This window comes from Cognatiyoonia sp. IB215182 (assembly GCF_033963905.1).
Classification (GTDB): Bacteria; Pseudomonadota; Alphaproteobacteria; order Rhodobacterales; family Rhodobacteraceae; genus Yoonia.
On sequence record NZ_JAXBMB010000011.1, the window covers coordinates 128,844 to 146,771 of the forward strand.

Below are 17,928 nucleotides of genomic sequence, written 5' to 3' on the forward strand. Positions count from 1 at the left end.
GCGCGGTAACCCGCGGGTTACCGCGATACGAGGGTCAAAGTGCGGTAACCCGCGGGTTACCGTCGCGCAAAGTCCGTTGAAACGCCTTAATCGCCTCTTCCAGCTGCGCCTTTGGAATGCCCGCAAAATCGTCCTCGCACATGATGCGGCACTCACCCTTCCGTGCCGTGATCTTCATATCGCCCACATGGAATTCGCGCTTTTCCTTGCGTTCCTTTGTGACCTTTGGCGCCGCCTTCTTTGTGGTGCCAGACAGAAACGCGGACAGCACTGCGTTCTGTTCATCCGCACTTGATGTCTCGCGCAGCCGCGCCCGCAATTCCGCCGCATCGCCCAGAGATTTCAGGCTACGTGCCACATCCACACCCAGGTTGCGCGACACGGACTTGGGCCATTTCAAATCATCTTCAAGCGCGGTCAACAGGAACACGAAATTGCGGATATAAGACCGCTTCATCTTGTGCAGCGCATTGTAAAGACGCGCGACCATCTGATCAGGATCAATCTCATCCGTGCCCTGATCCTGTGCGGCCAGAATGGCGACCTGCGCCATCTCCGCAAAGCTCAAATCCTCGCGCACCACGTTTTCTTCGACCATATCGATGTAACGGGCCAGCCGGTCACCCTGCCCTTCATCAATACGTGCAATCGCCACGGCGAAGCGCGCATCACCTGTTTCCGCATAAAGCTGCGTCAGCGCGGTAAAGCGCCGCCAGCCTTTCTTAAGCTGCAATTGCCCCGCCGCATCGCGGTAAAGCTCAATCGGCTCTTTCTGACCACGTTCCTTGATCGACGCTTTCAGCTCTTCCATCTCGGTCGATGCTGCAACAGCCTCCAGGTCCAGACGATCGCGCGGCAGATCAGTGGTCGCGATATCTGCCAGCGGCACCGATGTCAGTACCCTGCCCTCGGCCTGTGCGGCGCGATACGCCTTTGCATCTGTCGCGTTCTGCCGACGCTGTTCCACCTTGGCCTCTGTCGCCTCTTGCAGATTCTCGGCGGCATCCCGGACGGCAGCCCCCATCGGCCCCACGCTGCGTTCGCGTTTCTTTGGCGTTGGGGCCGCATCAAGCGCGTCAAATCCAAACTTGTTCTTCGATGTCATTGCGCTGCCTCCATCTGTTGATCAGCTTCAACCCAAGACTTCAGCACGGTTGTTATGAATTCATTATAGGCCCGGTCGAAACTTTGCCGCGCCCGTTTCCATGTCTCGCGGGTCATCTGGCGGTAATCCTGCTCATAGACGCTCATCTGAAAGCGGCCCGATTGTTCGATGGCGCGGGTCATTTCAACCGGGTTCAGGCAGACATCCGCACCAAAGACATTGCGAAACGCCTCCATCATCGCGACGTGGAGCGGGTTGGTCGTTTCAAACCTTGTCATCAGCAGCCGCACATCCATAAAGGTCTTGGGCAGTTTCAGCCCGGCATCCGCAGCCAGACTGCCGAATCCTTCAGAGATATCAGCCATCGCATCGCCAAGCTGGCCCAGATAGCTGGTCGTGCTGTCATATTCCCAATAGCCGGGGCCTGACGGGATATAAAGGATATCAGATGCAAAGGCCGCGTTCAGCGACTGGTAACCGATGGCGGGCGGACAATCGAAGATAATCAGGTCGTATTGATCGTCGGGTAATTCGTCCAGATAACGCGCAACACAGCCGAAAAAGCTCCAAGCTTTGTGCAGGCTGCGATACTGGGCGCTTGCGAATTCGACAAAGGCCGCGTTGGCGCAGGACGGGATGATGTCGATGGTCGGCCAGCAGGTGGGTTGGATGAAATCCTGGAACCGCTGCGCGCCGATGGATTGGACATCCTCGGGAAGTTCGTTTGAGGAAGGGTAGGGGCAGTCATCGGGGTCATCATAGCTTTCGGTGATCCGATCCGCCTCGCGACATAAATCACGGCACATGATGCCCCAGACCGTGTTCCATTCCTTGACTTCGACCAAACCCATCGAATGGGTCAGCGTCGCCTGCGGATCGAAGTCGATGCAAAGCACGCGGTATCCGTCAAGCGCGGCCGCGTTGGCGAGATGCTGGGCGACGACGGTCTTGCCAACGCCACCTTTGAAGTTGCTGACTGCCACACGGACGGCCCGGCCTTTGGGCCGTTGTGGCAGTAAGGATTTGCCCCGGAACCGGATACGGCGGCGGAGTTCATTGATCTCCTCCAGCGTGAACCACCGCTGGCGCCCGTCATCTTCTGTCTCACCCTGGGGCAGGGAAGGGTCGTCGGCTAGCTTCTTGCGCAGGGTGTCCGCAGGGACATCGAACATGAACTGGCTGATCTCCCAGATCGAGAAGGGGCGCAGGGTTTTGACCTCACCCGGTGAAAACGTGGCCCGGCGCACGGCGGCCTGCTGTGACAGGCTGCGTTCATTCATGGATTGGAGGTCGGAATGGGTTCTCATGTCATCGCTCTTGTTTTTTGCCATTGCATCGTCAATAACGGGATTTAAGAAAACTGCAAAACTGAATTTTCGAAAATCGTGTTTCTGGTGGAATAACAGCCATCGCCGCGAAAATCATCCGGGAACTAGAGTATATTTGGTGACACCAATTGGCGCTACCGCAGCTTTTGGTGACATGAACGCCCAAATATGGTGACATGCTACATGTCCCCCTTATCCAATTAAACCATTTTCTTTTTAAAATTGATGTTTTAGCGATTTTTCGTGTTTTTACGGATTAGTTGACAGAAAACGGGATTTCGTGTCTTGCTTGATCATAAGCAGAATCGGCAACAATAGCCGACAGTTGAGGCAAGACAGTGAGAGTTCCGGGATGGAAGTAAAGCGGCTAACTGGCGTGAAAGCCAGTTCTATGAAGTATGATATACTCACGGCATTATCGGTCGCCGGGTTGCATCTTGGCGTCAGACATCAGATTTCGATCGCACGCCTCGTTTTGCTGATCACCGCGCGTTACAATTGGCGGCAGGACGAGTTTTGTGTGGGTCAGCGTGATCTGGCGCGGATGTGGAATGTGACCGAGCGCACGGTCAAGCGCGAGATCAAGTTCTGGCAGGATCAACAATGGCTCATTTGTAAACGACAAGGGGTGCGGGGCAGGGTAGGGGCCTACCGACTGAACTATCCTGAAATCTACCAAATGTCAGAGCCTTATTGGTCACGGGTCGGATCAGATTTCAACGAGCGCATGGCCGCGACGCATCCGGTCAAGACTACAACAATTGTGTCCGTGGATTTTCGAAAGGATGATAAACGAACACAAGCATCATCTGTCTTGCCGGACGGCCCCGAGAAGTGGCGTGCAGCATGTCAAAGAATGCGTAACCTGCACCCGGCGCATTATCAAAACTGGATTGCAGGATTGGCGTTCCAGTCCGATGAAGAGGGTACACTGACTCTGGCATCCGCCAATCGATTTGTCGCTCACTATGTTCAAAATCACCTCATGCCGCTTCTTACAGAAGCGGTTGAGGCCTGTCTCGGCCCCCGCCGGCGGATCATCATTGAGGTATGCCGGTGACGCCGTTTGCGAAAAGAAGTAAAGGGAACATTCGATTTGCAGTAGTGTGAGAAACGGCGCAGCGACGTAGCCCGACTCTTAGGAAATGGATTCCTTTTTATGTCCGATAATGCAAACTTATTGGACATAACATGAAGCGGCAAGGTGGGGCGGTTTGCACATGATATTGTGGACTAAAGCGCCGTGAGAGACTAGTGTTGTGGCATGACATATCAGTCGACAGTCATCCAAGACGACCTGAACAGCCTACCGCAGCTACCAGCATGGGTCACCTCCAGACGTGCGGAAACCCTTGAAACTGTGGCCTTTCGGTCAGGGGCAGCGCTGACAGTGCTGGACCAGATGATCGGTGATCCCAGGGATGGTGTCCCCGTGAAACTGCTCGCCAACCGGCTGGCGCTGAGCGCGGCGACGTCGATCTCGAAATTGGAAGGACGGCTGGCGCGAGAGGCGGATATCCGGGACGCCTATCATCTGACTCCTCCGGGGGAGGCCAGAGGGCCGGATGGCGATCTGCTGACCTTCTGGCGCGACGCTGTGGGCCTCCGGGCGAGCGGGATGGGTGACATCAACGATCTGGTTGGCAATGACTTTGCGGGGGAGGTGGGCGTCTGGATCGATGCGGGTTTGGAGCGTGCAAGGACCCATGGGCCGCTGGCGGGTTGCGTGGCCGTCCTATGCGCTGTGCTCGACGCTCAAGATCGGGCGGAGCGGATCGCCTGCCTGCTCTCGGACATCGTCCTGGCGCGGGCGCTGAACTGGAAGATGGCGCAACCGGTCACTGCGCAGCGGCTCACCAAGGGAATGCTGCGCGACCTGACCACAGAAGGGCAGGGGGCCGAACTGGCGGTCCAAGTGCGGATTCTGGACAGCATTAAAGAGACGATCCGATTGGCGCGGGACCTGGCCCGCCGCGCCGAAGCGCTTCGCTCCGTCGCCCCAAAACTGCGCGCGAAAGGATCGGACGCCGCGGTCAATCTGTTTCTAACCGAGGACGCGGTAGCCCCGGCCTCGATGCTGTCACCACTTATCTGGGGCACTTCGATCCCTATGACCTCACGCGCCGCGCGGCGGTTCTGCGATCGGCTGGTCGAGTTGGGTGTCGCTCGGGAACTGACCGGGCGGCCGACCTTCCGACTGTATGGGATTGTGCCATGAGTGTCGCCACCAGGAAACGGATACCAGCAGACGAGGGCGACACAGACTTCGATCGGGAGCTGGACGACCTGCCACAAGCGCTGCGCTGGCGCGAGTGGATGGGGCGGATCGAGGCCGTGCTCTTTGCTAGTGCGACGCCGGTTGGTCGCGAGGACCTGGCCCGCGTGGTGGGGCAGGGGGCCTCGATGGAGATGCTAATTGACGACATCCAGGCAGAGTTAACGGGGCGTCCCTATGAGCTGGCACATGTTGCCGGCGGATGGATGTTCCGAACGAAGGCCCAGTTCGCTGACGCCATTAAGGCGGCGGCCGATCTTGGCGAGCAGTCGCTGGCCTTCACCGAGATGGAGATGGGTGTGCTTTGCGCCATCGCCTATCACCAGCCGATCGACCGGGCCGGCCTCGCCGATATCTTCGGCAAGGAAGTCAGCCGCGATCTGCTGTCCCGACTGCGCTACAAGGACCTGATCGCCTCTGGGCCACGCTCGCCGCGGCCGGGTGCGCCGCATACCTTCGTGACAACGGAGACCTTTCTTGTGACGTTTGATCTACGGAGCTTACGGGACTTGCCGGAGCTTGAGCTCAGGGTTGACGAGATGGGCAATTAGCGTCGGGCAGGGCAGGAAGAAGACGTACCCACGGTGTTGAGTCCAGCTAAGAATTCAGGCGGAGAAAAACTGCTATGTGCGACGTCACATCTCTAAGACCTCCTGTGTTTACCAATCCCAAAGACAGAGCGTGAACGCCTTGCGTGGGTCTTGCTCCTACCCCTCGCCCCAGCTGCGATTGCTCCTTCACTCGGTTGCGCATATTGGTCTCTTGCACGCGCGGGACCCGGACCTCGATATCGGAACTATTGAGCTCGTCGTTTCAGCAGGTGCCAAACCGAACGCAGCTGCCCGACTTTCGGGAGGCCGTCGCACGGTCATAGTCAGTCTGGGTCTGCTCCGGACGCTCTGGCAGTTTCTCACGGCTGCCGCGCATCACCCCGATGTGCTTTCGCGCGCGCATCCGCTGCACGACACGGAAATTCAGTGGCGAGACGTCCTTCGGGATCAGCTTTTGCCCTTTGAAGACTGGTCGATGACCGAGGATCGGGCGGAGTATTTCGTCGACATATTGATGCAGATGTTCGACTACGTGATTTGTCATGAGCTCGCCCACCTTCTGAGGGGCCACATCGACCTTCTCTTCCCGGGCCAGAACTTCGGCTTCGTCGACGAGGCCGCGATGTACCTCGACGCAAGTCCCGCTCATGCCTCCGAGGTCTTGCAAGACATCGAATTCGACGCGGACGCGAACGGTCTCAATCAGATGCTCCTCAGCATGGATGAGAAATTTCCCTTTGCCGTCGACTGGACGGCCGAGGATGGTCTCGAATACGCCTTCCAGCTCGCGTTCGGGCCTATGCCCAAAGACCTGAGTGCACGGCATTGGCACCTATCACCGGTTGATCATAGCCCAAACCGCACATCGACACGCGAGTGCACTTAATTCACTTGTTGCATTTATTGCATTTATGCCTATATTGCACGTTGTAGGATAGGAGACCACTCATGAACATGATGGCACATCGACAATTGCCGCCGAGCGCTCAGGAGGCCGCAGTCGCGCGCGCATCTGGACAGCTGTTGTCGCGCTACGCACGCGACAAGGCACCGCTCAAACTGCGCGTTACGGATGGAGAGCAGGCCGAACCTATCGAACTACCGGCTGGTGCAGTTGCTCTTCTCATGGACATCCTGGAAGCTATGGCAGCGGGGCAAGGCATCACGATTATGCCCGAGAATGCCGAACTAACGACCGTTCAGGCCGCGGAAGTGTTGAATGTGTCTCGTCCGTTCCTGATCAAGCTTCTGGACGAACAAAAAATTCCGCACCGGAAGGTGGGAAAGCATCGTCGTATCCGCATGGAAGATATGATGGCTTACAAAGCTTCTATTGATGCTGAACGTGAAAGCGTACTCGACCAACTGGCCGCCGAGGCTCAAGAACAAGATATGGGTTACAACACCCCATGAGCCATTACACGGCTCTGCTTGATGCCAATATCCTTTACCCGGCTCCGTTGCGCGACGTAGTCATGCAACTCGCAGTGACAGATATCTTCAAGGCTAAGTGGTCTGCGGATATCCATCGCGAATGGATCGATGCACTAATGCGCAATGAACCTCATCGTGACCTTGCCGCACTTGAGCGCACAAGGGACCTAATGAACCAGGCGACGCGAGATTGCCTCGTGACCGGTTACCAAACCCTAGTCGCATCACTTGACCTTCCTGACCCAGATGATCGACACGTGCTAGCCGCTGCCATTGTCGGCCGATGTGATGTGATCGTCACGCAGAACTTAAAGGACTTTCCTAACGCTGCTATAGAACCATTCGGTATCGAGGCCCAGCATCCAGATGACTTCCTGAGCAACCATCTTGCCCTTGCGCCTGGTCTGTTTTGCTCAGCGCTACGGAAGGTTCGAGCTCGCCTTCAGAACCCACCATACTCAGCTGAGGATTACCTCGCGATACTCACGCAACAGGGATTGGTCGCAACGGCTGCGGAGTTGGAGCAATTCAGTGAGCTGCTTTGATCCTAGGCCAAATTCTGGCAACGCAGGACCATGCAAGGGCAAGAGACGTATCGCTCGATTTCATTTCACGAGCGTTGCCTATGTCACAGCAGTAGGAATACAGTGTCCGCAGAAACGCTCACAGAACTTTATTGAGCAAATAGAAGTATATAAGTCGCTCGTTTAAGGAGCTAAAATGTCGTCAGGGAGTTTTGAGAACCTGCCAATCAATAACGTACAATTGGACACGAGCAATCCAAGAATTCGCAGATTTCTTGAAATCTACGATCAGAACAAAATTGGCGAAAGCCAAATAGGTCTCGCTTTGAATGCACCTTCAAGCGATGCGCCTTCTGCACTAGCGGACACAACCACTCCACAGCGCTTGCGGGAGTCCATCATCGCGAACAGAGGCATAAGGCAGCCTGTCATTGTCAATGTCATGGTAAAGTTATTCGTGAGACGATTGGTATTGTGGATAAGTTCTGACGATTGAAGAATGAGCGAAGAGGCTAAAACAGCTGCTCTGAGACGCGCTGAGATTCTCCGACCGTTGTTGGCGCGAGAGTCTGAGGGGCTGGAGATTGGTAAAGCAGTTGGATCCGCTGCTGAGCTACTTGGTGTCTCAAGAAGTACCGCATGGCGCCTATTGGCGTTGCTACGGGAGAACGACGGGCGCGCTAGTGCGTTGGTGCCAAAGCGGAGTGGACCCAAACAAGGTTTGCTTCGATTGAATGAGCAGGTCGAGAGCATCATCGATCAGGGTTTGCGGCATCGTTACCTTGTATCTGAGCGGCCAAGTTTGAGGAGGATTGTTGAAGAGATACGTGCAGAATGTTCTGCAAAAGGCTTCCAACCTCCGGCTCGCCAAACCATCAAGGCTCGGCTAGATGCTATGGATCAGCGTCACGTAGTTCTGAAGCGGAGAGGGGCCAAAGCCGCAGACCAACAGTTTGCAGCGCGGGCAGGCGCGCTTGACGTGACCAAGCCGCTCAATATCGTTCAGATTGACCATACCCTCGCCGACATTATCCTTGTCGATCACGCTGAACGCAGACCTTTGGCACGGCCATGGTTGACGCTTGCCATTGACGTTGCGACCCGCATTGTTCTTGGCGTCTATGTTAGTTTCGATGCTCCTTCGGTCCTTTCAATAGGTCTATGCCTTGCACATTGCGTCCGGCCAAAATCACTTCGAACACCTGACCAACTTGAGGAGCTGTATTGGCCGTCGGCGGGTATTCCGCATGCAATTCATGTTGACAATGGACAGGATTTTCGAAGCGAAGCTTTTCAGGATGCCTGTGCAGAATGGGGCATTTCGATCGAGTATCGACCACGTGGCAAAGCGCATTATGGGGGTCATATTGAACGGCTGATAGGCACGACTATGGGTGCAGTTCACGTACTTCCTGGTACGACGCAATCGTCACCAAAGGACAGAGGCACTTACGATAGCGTCGGTAAGTCTGCTATGACGCTAGACGAGTTTCAAGATTGGTTGAACCTTGAGATCTGTCGCTACAATAACACACGACATAGCGGTCTCGGACGAACGCCAATGGCCGCATGGGCCGATTTGAGTGGCGATGACGCCGGTCGTCAAGTTGTCGATTTTGACGCATTCCAAGTCAGTTTCCTTCCCACCGAACAGCGTCAGTTACGACGAACAGGGATTAGCCTCTTTTCCATAGGCTACTGGAGTGACGCGTTCGGGCCGTTGATCGGCCGGGGAACCGGAAAGGTTAAGGTCAAATATGACCCGCGCGATATGTCTCAGATTTGGGTCATCACAGACGATGGGCGTACAATCTCGGCCCGCTACAGAGATTTGTCGCGGCCGGTAACTTCACTATGGGAACTGCGGCGGGCTCGAGCGCTCTACCATGAGCGACATGGCGGGACCCTTTCTGAGACAATGCTGTTTCGGATTGTGGAAGAGCAGCGTCGCATTGCTTTTGCAGCCAAACAGCAAACTTTAACCGCGCGATTAGAAGGCGAGCGTCAGGCACGGTTGCCAAGTGATAAACCAAAACGCGACCCTTCACGGGAGATGTTCGCCATTGATACGAGTAACCCTGACCTTCCAACTTACCCAATAGATGATTTTGATGGATTGCGACGAAAGAATTGACCTTATACGCAGCGATCGTTGGATCGCTTTTGACCGCGCGACGATTGTCCTCAACAGACTGATATCTTTGATGGAAATGCCAAGACAATCCCGCATGCCTGGCCTCATGATTTATGGAAGTTCTGGGATCGGGAAGACGATGATCGCAAAACGAATGGCGGGGCTGTATCCTTTCCAATATGCCTCAGATGTTGGCGTAACCAAAACTCCGATTCTTCTCTTGCAAGCCCCGCCAGCACCTGATGAACGGCGCTTCTATCAGCATATTTTGGCTTCAATAGGGGCGCCTGTATGGGGTCGGAACACTGTTTCTGAGCTAGAGGTCCGGGTCCTCAATCATTTGCGTGATATGGATCTAAAGATGATCATGATCGACGAGGTTCACAACTTGTTGGCTGGCAGTTATCGGGAGCAAAGACGTTTCCTCAACATGTTGCGGTTTCTGGCCAACGATCTTTGTGCATCGCTCGTTGTCTTTGGTGTCAATGAAGCTGTGGATGCCATTAGGGGTGACGAGCAGCTGGCCCGAAGACTCGATGAGCACTTCCTTCCGCTTTGGGAAGATGATGTTGAGTTCTCACGCTTGGTTCAGACCTTGATTTCAGCCATGCAATTGGAACGAGGTTCCGGCCTAAGTGTTCAGTCACTGAGATCTATCTTGGGAGTGTCCGGTGGTGTTACGTCGCGCGTATTTACGATGGTGAAGGCCTTGGCAATCGATGCGATCGAGACGGGTGAAGAACGGATTACTGATGAAGCAATACAGACTTGGCAGCCGACCTGGGCCAAACATAGCTGGAATATCCGCCGTCAGCCGCTTCCGGCATTCTCGTGAATCTCCAACCGCTTCCCCGGCGGCCAGTTCGCCGCCCAGATGAGTTACTATCGAGTTGGATCATTCGCCTTGCGAAGGCCAATCATTGCTCGGTCGTTGAACTTTGCGGTTATCTTGGGCTCGGGCGAGATCAACCGCCAGAAACACATCAAGAGTTGGCTAGCGCAGATATCGCGAGGTTTTGTGCGATTGCCCGGCTTTCACCGGATGAATTGAATGACATGGTGTTAGTGCGACAGCACGATTTTCCCATAGAATGTATCTCTTATGAGAATTTTCAGCAGTGCCCAACCTGTACAAATACAGATCCCGGGCTTGCCTTGCGTCATTGGCGTCTTGCTTGGTCTATGGAATGTGAAGCGTGTGGCTCTGAGCTTTTGCCTGTATGGAAAACATCAGAAGACGATGTTCAAATTTCCGCTGCCCTTTCGCGCCGTGCGCATTTAGGTGCGCGACGGTTGAAATTTGCATATTGTCATCTAAATCGTCGGCTTAGCCGGCGAGTGGGCTTAGCGGCTGATGTTCTAGGAGTCATGGCACCGCAATTTAAGCGCTATGCGCTTTTTTCACACAGTCGAGTTCAAAGATACTCCACGCTTGCATCTCTGTATCTTGGAACGACCCGGCCATTCCTGTTTGCAGCGATTGCACTGCGGAATGACTGGTCTGCTGTAACGAGATTAGGGGCCGCATATCCTCACAGAAAGAAGATGTTGGAGCGTCTAGTGGGCTTGGCTGAAATGCCGCCAGCACAAAAGATGAAGAAAAAAGATGTGCTAAGTTCCGGTGCCTTTGGATGTCGGTTTCCGACATCTTCTAATCCGGTGTTCCTGTCGGCGGCAAAAGACGCCATTGAGCAACTTGGTGAAGGCGCTGATCCCCGTGAGCTGCTTCTGCTTGCTGACGAAGTGATAAAGCGCCGCCGCCTTGCGCCTGTGGATATCTCGTAGTTAACTTTACCAAAAACTCAAAAAGTGACCTAAGGCCAAATGAGTCCGAAGGTTTAGTTTACCACGACAATGTCGATGAACTGTTGGCCACTTTGCCAAGGCGATCTTTGTCGATCGCGGAAGCTTTTGATAGTCTGGATAACGACCCGCCGACCGATAAATCCGATAGCTGAATTGTACGCTACTTGGTGTCCACATCCTCAAATACTGACCTGGACTCATCGTCTTTCCGCTGCTTACGCGTGGGTGACGGAGACTGGTTTTCAGAGAAGATATCCCAGTCACCGGATTCTTCCTGTCCGGCCCAGTGCTCTTCCTGTTCCTGGAGGACGTCACTTATCTCTGCACGAAGACGGTCGCCAGCTTCCGCAAGAACTGCCTTAACGTCGCCACCTGCTCCTTCCTCAAGGAGTGTGTCTAGTGTCTGCAAGCCGGAGGATATAACATCGTACTGATCCTCGATATCTGCATCGATATCGATATCGCTGCGTTTGTCCCCAAGCAGATCGTCAAAGTCATTCACCACTCTTGAAGACAACAATGCTCCCAGCGAAAGGAGCGCTCTGGGTTCTACCAAAGCCAGTAGTCCATCCTCTTCAACCCACGAAAGATCAAAATAGTCTATGGCGCCGGCAACAAATTCGCGCGACAATTGTTCTCGTTGAAGATCATCCAGTGCTCCAAGGGCGAACGCTCTGGCGGCCGCTCTATTCTTTGCGCTGTAGCTCGCTCTACTTAGAGTAACCACGTTACGATCCATCAGACCATCATGGTTCTCGAATTGATACAGGACAACATCGTCGCTTGCGCGAGATGCTAGGAATTCGAATAGCAAACCGTTGGTCCGCCAGTGGTTGGGCACCTCGAGTAGACGCTTGTTCAATACACCTTCCAACGAGGTCGGGATTTTGGGCGCGTTTTGGGTGTCTGCCCCATCCTCGCAGACGAACTGGGACATCACCTTTTCTATTGGTCCACCGCGAACGATCGCTGAGGTCATGTTCGGCCGTGCATCGAGAATTCCAGTGATCGCATCCGCTATCGTGGGATGCTCAAATCCCCAGACTTGTTCTGAGGCCTCAGACATGTCCCGAGTGAATGAACCAGCCAGCTCTGGCAATCGCGGAAGCACAGCTTGCGCACCATGCCCCGTGGTTTCTTCAATGGCCTTTACGGCGTCCTCGTCTAGGTCGCTAAAGACCAATCGATTGCGATGCACATAAATCAACGCCAAAGCCGCGAATTGCTCCGGCTCCAATTCATTGATCACCTCAATAAGATGTTCCTGCGGATTGGACATAAAACCACAAAGGTCATCTTCTGTCAGCGCCAGCTGCTTTGTAAGGTCCGGGTTGCCGAGGCGTTCCGAGATGCCGGGCAGGAAGCCTTCGACGTTGGCCACCGCCTCAAGATGCTCCTTCGCTTTCCTCTTCCAAGTTTCGGTCTGTTGTCCATGTTTGATGTGGTTGTAGAGGATCTGTCGTTTCTCGCTGATTGAAAGAGCGCCAACATTAACGACAGCTGCATCTGATTTAAACAATGACAGGTTGCGTGAGCCCAGTTTATTGGCTGCGCTTAGATAGATGTAGTTACGTGAAGTGAACAGAAAACGATTGCCGCCGTTGATAGCGGCGGAAACCTTGGGGAACGCTCGTGCCCAACCTTGAATGTGGTCCGTATCCACGACGTTGGAGCCGAATGCGTCATCAATCCAGAAGAAGCGATTTTTGAAGTCAGGATTCCAATGCTCCACGAACTCTTCAGGCGAAGAAATCTGAATGACAGAGTGATCCTCTTCTTCGACCGCCATCGTTGACAAAATTGCGCCAATGGTGGACTTGCCGCTGGCGGGGTTCCCGAGCAGCAAGACAACCTTATGTTTATCTAGTACCCGGACAGCCCGGTCATGCGATGTGGTCGGGACGTAGGCTTTCAGTTTCGGCAGCCAAGCCTTCAGGATTGCCTTGGTTTGCTCAATCGCGCGCGCATCTAGAATGGTGCTCAGGTCACCCAAACCATAGACTTGCGGAACGAGTGCGCGGAGTTTGGAACTCTCCTTGATGGTAAGCGTTATCTGCTGCTTGCCCCAGACATCCGGTTTATTGACGCCAAGTTTGCGCAATTTGTTCCGGATTACCTTTGCATTGGGCGCTGAAACAGACATGTTGGTTACGACAATGTAACTATCTGCTTCACCTTCGGCGACAAGCTCCTCTAGTTTCTTGAGCTCTTGAGTAAGGTCTGAAAGTGTAAGGCTACCCCTTGGATCAGACGAGTGTTTGACTTGAACTGTTCCACGCGGAGGTGCCTTCTTGCGCGATCCTGGGATAAGGAAGATAGCATCTTGTCCACCATCTTTGGCCTCGTGGTGGATAGTAACTGACGTACTCAAGCGCTCTTCGCAAATCTGGGCAGCCATGTCTTGGAACGCTTTCCAGCCAATCGTGTGGAGGGCAAGGTCGGCGTAAGGCCCTTGGGCTTGGCTTCTTTTGAGCCTTGGTTTCCGCTTAATGGTTTTCATATGAGAGCTCGCTGCGCAAAATGTGTGTTTCTCATCCGCTACTTCGGCGTTTCTTGAGATCTTCAATGAAATCGTGGATGGCCGTCACTTCTGCCGAAAGCTCGTCATGTGTTACCTCCGCCGGGTTCAGTGCGCCTGCGGCATTGTGTAGATCGTCGGACAAACGACCCCTGGCCTTTGTGATGATGTCCACATCAGCCTCTGTCAAAATCAAGAGCTTGAACAGACTGTTCCCTTTGATCTGATTGTCGAAGCGGCCGAGCACAGGCGCTATCAAATCGGCAATGACCTGATCCCAGGCCTCACGAAGCTGCTCGATGATGCCTTTCACAAGAATGACCCGCCGTGTTTCGCTGACGGTGTCCAACTGACCTTTCAGTTCCTTCAGCTCAGTTCGCAACGCAGCGACGAGCGCTGGCGCGGTTTTGGCCTTAAGCGGCAGGTCTGCAGTGATATAGCCGGGCGTTTTGCCACGCCGTTTCACGTGCTGGAAATGAAGCGATATGTCGATGGCTTCGGCCTCGCGGATCACCTCAAACAGGAACCCCAAATCATGGGTGAAAATCACAACCTGGCGGTGCTGAGCTTCCTCAGCCAGCCGCTTCGCAACCCGTTCTCGATAGATATGATCCAACGATGACATCGGATCGTCAAAGACGATGCCCGAGTAGTCTCGCGATGTGACCAGCTCGGCCAGAAAGGCAGCGAGTGCCACGCACCGATGCTCGCCTTCGCTCAGAATCTCGCCAAGGGGCTGCCCAGGATATCCAACAAACTCGACCCTGAAGAACGACTGCGCTTTTCGATCGCGAGTCTTGTTCAACTCCATTGGGATTGTATTGAGATCGAGCTTGGTAATCTCGCGGGCAAACCTGCTGCGCAGGGCGCCTGTGACCAGAAGCTCCGATAGTTCTTTGTTCTTATTGGTCACGGAGGTGCGCGCCGTGGTTTTCGCCTTTGCTTTCAGCGCATCAATTTGTTTGAGTCGATCGATCTCGGCTTCAACATCAGCTGCAATGTTGCCAAGCATAACTCGGTCTTCCAATTCCTTTTGGTCAGCGAGCAGTTTCGTGCGATCGTCGGGATCCAGGACAGCCTCAGCCTGAGCGATACGATTGGCAAACTCTTGGGATAGAGCATCTAGCGCCGCCTTCGGATGTTCAGAATCTACGGATGCTGGTGGGCCGTTTTCAAGGAACCCCATGAGTTTGGTATTCGCAGCAGACAGCCAGTCGGTGAGTTTTACCGAAAGCTCGGGGAGAGAAAGTTCATCGTTCAAAAAGGCTCGAGCTGTGGCCACTGCCTCTTCGGAAACAAGCGTTGCGGTGAGCTCTCTCTTTCTTTCTTCCAGAGCTACGACGGCCCTTTGCTCATTGGCCTTGGTTGTGCTCTTGATGAAGGTCTCGAACGTCTCAAAGCGTTTTACAGCGTCTTCTCCGAGAGGTTGCTGGCATAGGACACAAAGGTCGTCGTCCGCCTTGGCTTCGGGAAACCGCTTCTCTGGCGCGACAACGTTGTCGGAGAATGCTCGGGCAGCCTCCCATAGCGCTCGCCAAGTATCGGACCCGATTTCGGGTAGCGGAGAAGCGTCAAACAGATTTTTGGAGGCGAGTTCGGCCGCTGCCGCAGCCTCACGATGGGCGCTCATGAGTTCGCTCAGCTGCGCAATGCTGTCGGCCGATAGGCTCGTTGTCAGGGTCCGAACCTGGTCAATAATTGCATCGACGCGTTGCTTTTGAGCTTTCAGTGCGCTGATGAGTTTTTGGGGGTCTTGAGAGAGATCGGTGCGCAGCGTCTCGAGCTTCCGCCGCTCGTCATCCTTCAGTTCACACAAAAGCTGCAGCGTAGAAAGATCCGATCTTGCGGTGAGCCCGTTGAGGAACTTTCCGGCCGCCGTCCCATCGGACAGTTGATGATTGGCGATAGCGAGAGGTGTCTTTTCTTGGATTTGGCCAATCCGCGTTTCAAGCCTGTCTTTGAGCACATCACACAAGTCACCCAGTCGCTCCAAAACCCGCATGGGGAACGGCGTATAGGCGACGTTGTTTTCGGCCTGCACATGTGTGTTCGCGCTGCGGGCGTCGAAAATACTCACCTGTGCGAGTGGTGGGACTTGCTCGGCATCAGGATACCACGTGAAGGTTGCTGACGTCGCTCCGACCCGATAGTGGATGTCTGCCGACTGGGGTGTCTCATCGGTCTCGTCGATGTTGGGATGGATCTCAAACTTGCTGTCACGGGTTCGACAGGCGTGCTTTAAGACTCGGCAGTAGCCTGACTTCCCCGAGCCATTGTCGCCATAGACGATCGTGATGCCTTGGTCCGAAAAAGCCATCTCCTGACCACCGGCTAGGGCGTTCACACCGTGAACAGAGCGCACGCTGCAGATTTTGACCGCTTGCCCTTCCGACCCCTCCACTGTGTCATCCACCTCATGTGGGAACAAGAAATCGTCGCGCTCTCCGACGCACAGAGCTTCGAGCCGATCGAGATCAATCTCATCCGTAGCCGCACCGCCAATGATTTGTCGCAGCGCGTCTCTCTGCCAGTCAGGTCGGCTCGCGGACCAGGTGACGATGTCCCGTAAGGCCCTCGATTGGGTGTAGCGTCCGGCCTCTTCAGTCTTACTCTCTTCGGTCATGATCATACTCTTGCTTCAGCCAAAAGCCTCGCAAAAGGCCGAATGTCACCCTCAACACTCGCGGCTTCCAGCGCCCGCATGTAATCGGCCCGCTGTTCGATCCGGATCACGGTCCAAGGATAGCCCGCCGCCGCCATCATCACGTTCATCAGGAAGCGCGCGATACGCCCGTTGCCGTCCAGGAACGGGTGGATGAAGACGAAGATGAAATGCCCCAGCACGATCCGGACAATGGGATCATCCTCGTCTTTGAGCAGATCGAAGAAGACCGGCATGCAGTCCCGCACCGCGTCCGCGCTCATCGGCACATGCTGGGATTGCCGGATATAGACAGGGGAAGACCGGTAGCCCGCCAGTTGTGACGCCTTTAGGATACCGGCCGTGACCGACGGAGCGAACAGCGCGCGATACCAGTCGCTCAGTTCTTGCTCGGCAACCTCACCGGCGTCCGCACCTTCGAGCACCACGCGGATGCTCTCCTTCACCCTTTGAAACGCTTCCCAATACCCCCGCGCCGCCAGGGCGTCCTTTAAGGCGCGGTCTTCTTCATCGTCCGCCGGGTTCCAGCTCCCCGAGCGGACCTTCTCAATCAGCTCTGGAGAGACACGGTACCCCTCGATCGAGAGCGAGTGATAGGCGTCGGTGACATAGAGCTCATCGATCTTCTTCAGATACGCTTCGATATCGTTGGCAATCGGTTGCGCCTTGGGAAAAACCTCGATCACGTCCGTGCGCATGCTGGCCCATTTCAAGCGGATACGATGCACGTGGGGTGATAGGATCCGACCGGCGTTTGGCACGACGATGGAATGCTCGAACGGATTGAGCTCGCGGACGTCGTGCGAGGCTGCCTTCATCGCCGAAAGGATCTCATCGGCGCCTCTCTCGGAGCCGATGCTGCGGAACGCTCCGGCAAGACGCCCAGCAGCGCGGGTATGTCCGCCCTCCAAAAGTTTGCCCAGCAGCCGTGACGCGTCCGGCATCGTGGCAAGCACAGTACGCGCCTCGGTTGGATGATTTCGAAAGAAGACCTCGGGAACGAGGATAAGGGCATCTTCTGGTGAGAACAGCCGCAGGCCGTCAACGAGGTCGAGCGTCTCGCCCGTTGCGATCGTCGCACGTGTTTCGAAAAGCGAAGTGTTGTGCGGCAGGTCCGTCTTTGAGTTTCCCCCTTTGATCGCTCTGACAAGGAGCTGCGTCGGAATTGTCGTGTCTCCGGCGTGCAGGATGAGCGATTGCTCTGGAGACAACGACCAGTCTTCCCCAAACCGATCGGTGAGATATTGCGCGCAAAATCCCCAGTAGGATGTGTACCAGGCCGTGCTTTCACCGATGTTTTCGTCGGGTCGTGACGGGATGTACCAGCCCTTCATGACTTCCTTCAGAAATCCGGCCTTCACCAGCCGCTCTCGGTGCGTGCGAGAGATGTCCTTGGAGCGAATGGCAATCGCTCCACTGGCCTGCAGGGCTTCAAGCGCCGCAAGCGAGTCTGCAAGCTTTTCTTCGGCACTCGGCATGATGCCTGGCTCCGTTCGAAGATTAGGTTATGGAGTTGTACGAGATTTAGGTATATGTGTCGAGCAACACTTAGGTTTTTGTGATGCGCGAAGTCTCGGGTACTGTGATCTGG

At 54.9% G+C, this 17,928-nt stretch carries 15 protein-coding genes; 10 read left to right on the plus strand and 5 right to left on the minus strand.

Features of this window, described 5'->3' with window-relative positions:
• Positions 1–34: 34 nt before the first annotated feature.
• Both SLH47_RS20890 and SLH47_RS20895 read right to left on the minus strand, forming a co-directional pair.
• Positions 35–1,105: a ParB/RepB/Spo0J family partition protein gene (locus tag SLH47_RS20890; RefSeq protein ID WP_320242347.1), complete on the minus strand. Its 1,071-nt coding sequence runs from the start codon at positions 1,103–1,105 to the stop codon at positions 35–37.
• Entirely contained in the window at positions 1,102–2,412 is a 1,311-nt protein-coding gene (locus SLH47_RS20895; protein WP_320242386.1) for an AAA family ATPase, read from the minus strand. The genes SLH47_RS20890 and SLH47_RS20895 overlap by 4 nt, the downstream gene beginning before the upstream one ends.
• A 373-nt stretch (positions 2,413–2,785) precedes the next feature.
• Here SLH47_RS20895 and SLH47_RS20900 point away from each other — a divergent pair, with 373 nt between their 5' ends.
• The 9 genes from SLH47_RS20900 (at position 2,786) to SLH47_RS20940 (ending at position 11,136) form a co-directional block, all read left to right on the plus strand.
• Positions 2,786–3,493, plus strand: coding sequence for a DnaA N-terminal domain-containing protein (locus SLH47_RS20900; RefSeq protein ID WP_320242349.1), 708 nt, complete (start codon positions 2,786–2,788; stop codon positions 3,491–3,493).
• 204 nt (positions 3,494–3,697) lie between these two features.
• Positions 3,698–4,651 (plus strand): DUF1403 family protein, encoded by a 954-nt coding sequence (locus SLH47_RS20905; protein WP_320242350.1) that lies wholly within the window; start codon positions 3,698–3,700, stop codon positions 4,649–4,651.
• Positions 4,648–5,259, plus strand: a complete 612-nt coding sequence (scpB, locus tag SLH47_RS20910; protein WP_320242351.1) for an SMC-Scp complex subunit ScpB — start codon at positions 4,648–4,650, stop codon at positions 5,257–5,259. The genes SLH47_RS20905 and scpB overlap by 4 nt, the downstream gene beginning before the upstream one ends.
• Before the next feature lie 178 nt (positions 5,260–5,437).
• Positions 5,438–6,145, plus strand: coding sequence for a hypothetical protein (locus tag SLH47_RS20915; protein WP_320242353.1), 708 nt, complete (start codon positions 5,438–5,440; stop codon positions 6,143–6,145).
• A 62-nt stretch (positions 6,146–6,207) separates the two neighbouring features.
• A complete protein-coding gene (locus tag SLH47_RS20920) occupies positions 6,208–6,672 on the plus strand; it encodes a helix-turn-helix domain-containing protein (protein ID WP_320242355.1) in 465 nt (154 codons plus the stop codon).
• Positions 6,669–7,238 carry a PIN domain-containing protein gene (locus tag SLH47_RS20925; protein ID WP_320242357.1) on the plus strand — a complete coding sequence of 190 codons (570 nt, stop codon included), beginning with the start codon at positions 6,669–6,671 and terminating at the stop codon, positions 7,236–7,238. Before SLH47_RS20920 ends, SLH47_RS20925 begins: the two co-directional genes overlap by 4 nt.
• Positions 7,239–7,716: 478 nt before the next feature.
• Entirely contained in the window at positions 7,717–9,351 is a 1,635-nt protein-coding gene (locus tag SLH47_RS20930; RefSeq protein ID WP_320242359.1) for a Mu transposase C-terminal domain-containing protein, read from the plus strand.
• Positions 9,320–10,186 carry a TniB family NTP-binding protein gene (locus SLH47_RS20935; protein ID WP_320242361.1) on the plus strand — a complete coding sequence of 289 codons (867 nt, stop codon included), beginning with the start codon at positions 9,320–9,322 and terminating at the stop codon, positions 10,184–10,186. Before SLH47_RS20930 ends, SLH47_RS20935 begins: the two co-directional genes overlap by 32 nt.
• Complete coding sequence (locus tag SLH47_RS20940; protein WP_320242363.1) at positions 10,183–11,136, plus strand: TniQ family protein; 954 nt, start codon at positions 10,183–10,185, stop codon at positions 11,134–11,136. Before SLH47_RS20935 ends, SLH47_RS20940 begins: the two co-directional genes overlap by 4 nt.
• A 181-nt stretch (positions 11,137–11,317) precedes the next feature.
• Here SLH47_RS20940 and SLH47_RS20945 read toward each other — a convergent pair whose 3' ends face one another.
• Both SLH47_RS20945 and SLH47_RS20950 read right to left on the minus strand, forming a co-directional pair.
• Positions 11,318–13,657, minus strand: a complete 2,340-nt coding sequence (locus tag SLH47_RS20945; protein ID WP_320242365.1) for a restriction endonuclease — start codon at positions 13,655–13,657, stop codon at positions 11,318–11,320.
• 31 nt (positions 13,658–13,688) lie between these two features.
• The gene (locus tag SLH47_RS20950) at positions 13,689–16,088 is read right to left on the minus strand and encodes an AAA family ATPase (RefSeq protein ID WP_320242367.1); all 2,400 of its coding nucleotides are present in this window, start codon (positions 16,086–16,088) and stop codon (positions 13,689–13,691) included.
• 3 nt (positions 16,089–16,091) lie between these two features.
• Here SLH47_RS20950 and SLH47_RS20955 point away from each other — a divergent pair, with 3 nt between their 5' ends.
• A complete protein-coding gene (locus SLH47_RS20955) occupies positions 16,092–16,244 on the plus strand; it encodes a hypothetical protein (RefSeq protein WP_320242369.1) in 153 nt (50 codons plus the stop codon).
• A 56-nt stretch (positions 16,245–16,300) separates the two neighbouring features.
• On the opposite strand, the gene SLH47_RS20960 is transcribed toward SLH47_RS20955, so the two are convergent.
• Entirely contained in the window at positions 16,301–17,815 is a 1,515-nt protein-coding gene (locus SLH47_RS20960) for a Fic family protein (protein WP_320242371.1), read from the minus strand.
• Between the last annotated feature and the right edge of the window lie 113 nt (positions 17,816–17,928).

Excerpts from the sequence above, each read along its gene's own strand:
- SLH47_RS20925 (WP_320242357.1), top strand. The coding sequence starts at position 6,669 with ATGAGCCATTACACGGCTCTGCTTGATGCCAATATCCTTTACCCGGCT.
- SLH47_RS20890 (WP_320242347.1), bottom strand. The coding sequence starts at position 1,105 with ATGACATCGAAGAACAAGTTTGGATTTGACGCGCTTGATGCGGCCCCA.
- SLH47_RS20935 (WP_320242361.1), top strand. The coding sequence starts at position 9,320 with ATGATTTTGATGGATTGCGACGAAAGAATTGACCTTATACGCAGCGAT.
- SLH47_RS20920 (WP_320242355.1), top strand. The coding sequence starts at position 6,208 with ATGAACATGATGGCACATCGACAATTGCCGCCGAGCGCTCAGGAGGCC.
- SLH47_RS20905 (WP_320242350.1), top strand. The coding sequence starts at position 3,698 with ATGACATATCAGTCGACAGTCATCCAAGACGACCTGAACAGCCTACCG.
- SLH47_RS20895 (WP_320242386.1), bottom strand. The coding sequence starts at position 2,412 with ATGAGAACCCATTCCGACCTCCAATCCATGAATGAACGCAGCCTGTCA.
- scpB (WP_320242351.1), top strand. The coding sequence starts at position 4,648 with ATGAGTGTCGCCACCAGGAAACGGATACCAGCAGACGAGGGCGACACA.
- SLH47_RS20955 (WP_320242369.1), top strand. The coding sequence starts at position 16,092 with ATGTGGGAACAAGAAATCGTCGCGCTCTCCGACGCACAGAGCTTCGAG.
- SLH47_RS20930 (WP_320242359.1), top strand. The coding sequence starts at position 7,717 with ATGAGCGAAGAGGCTAAAACAGCTGCTCTGAGACGCGCTGAGATTCTC.
- SLH47_RS20945 (WP_320242365.1), bottom strand. The coding sequence starts at position 13,657 with ATGAAAACCATTAAGCGGAAACCAAGGCTCAAAAGAAGCCAAGCCCAA.
- SLH47_RS20960 (WP_320242371.1), bottom strand. The coding sequence starts at position 17,815 with ATGCCGAGTGCCGAAGAAAAGCTTGCAGACTCGCTTGCGGCGCTTGAA.
- SLH47_RS20900 (WP_320242349.1), top strand. The coding sequence starts at position 2,786 with ATGGAAGTAAAGCGGCTAACTGGCGTGAAAGCCAGTTCTATGAAGTAT.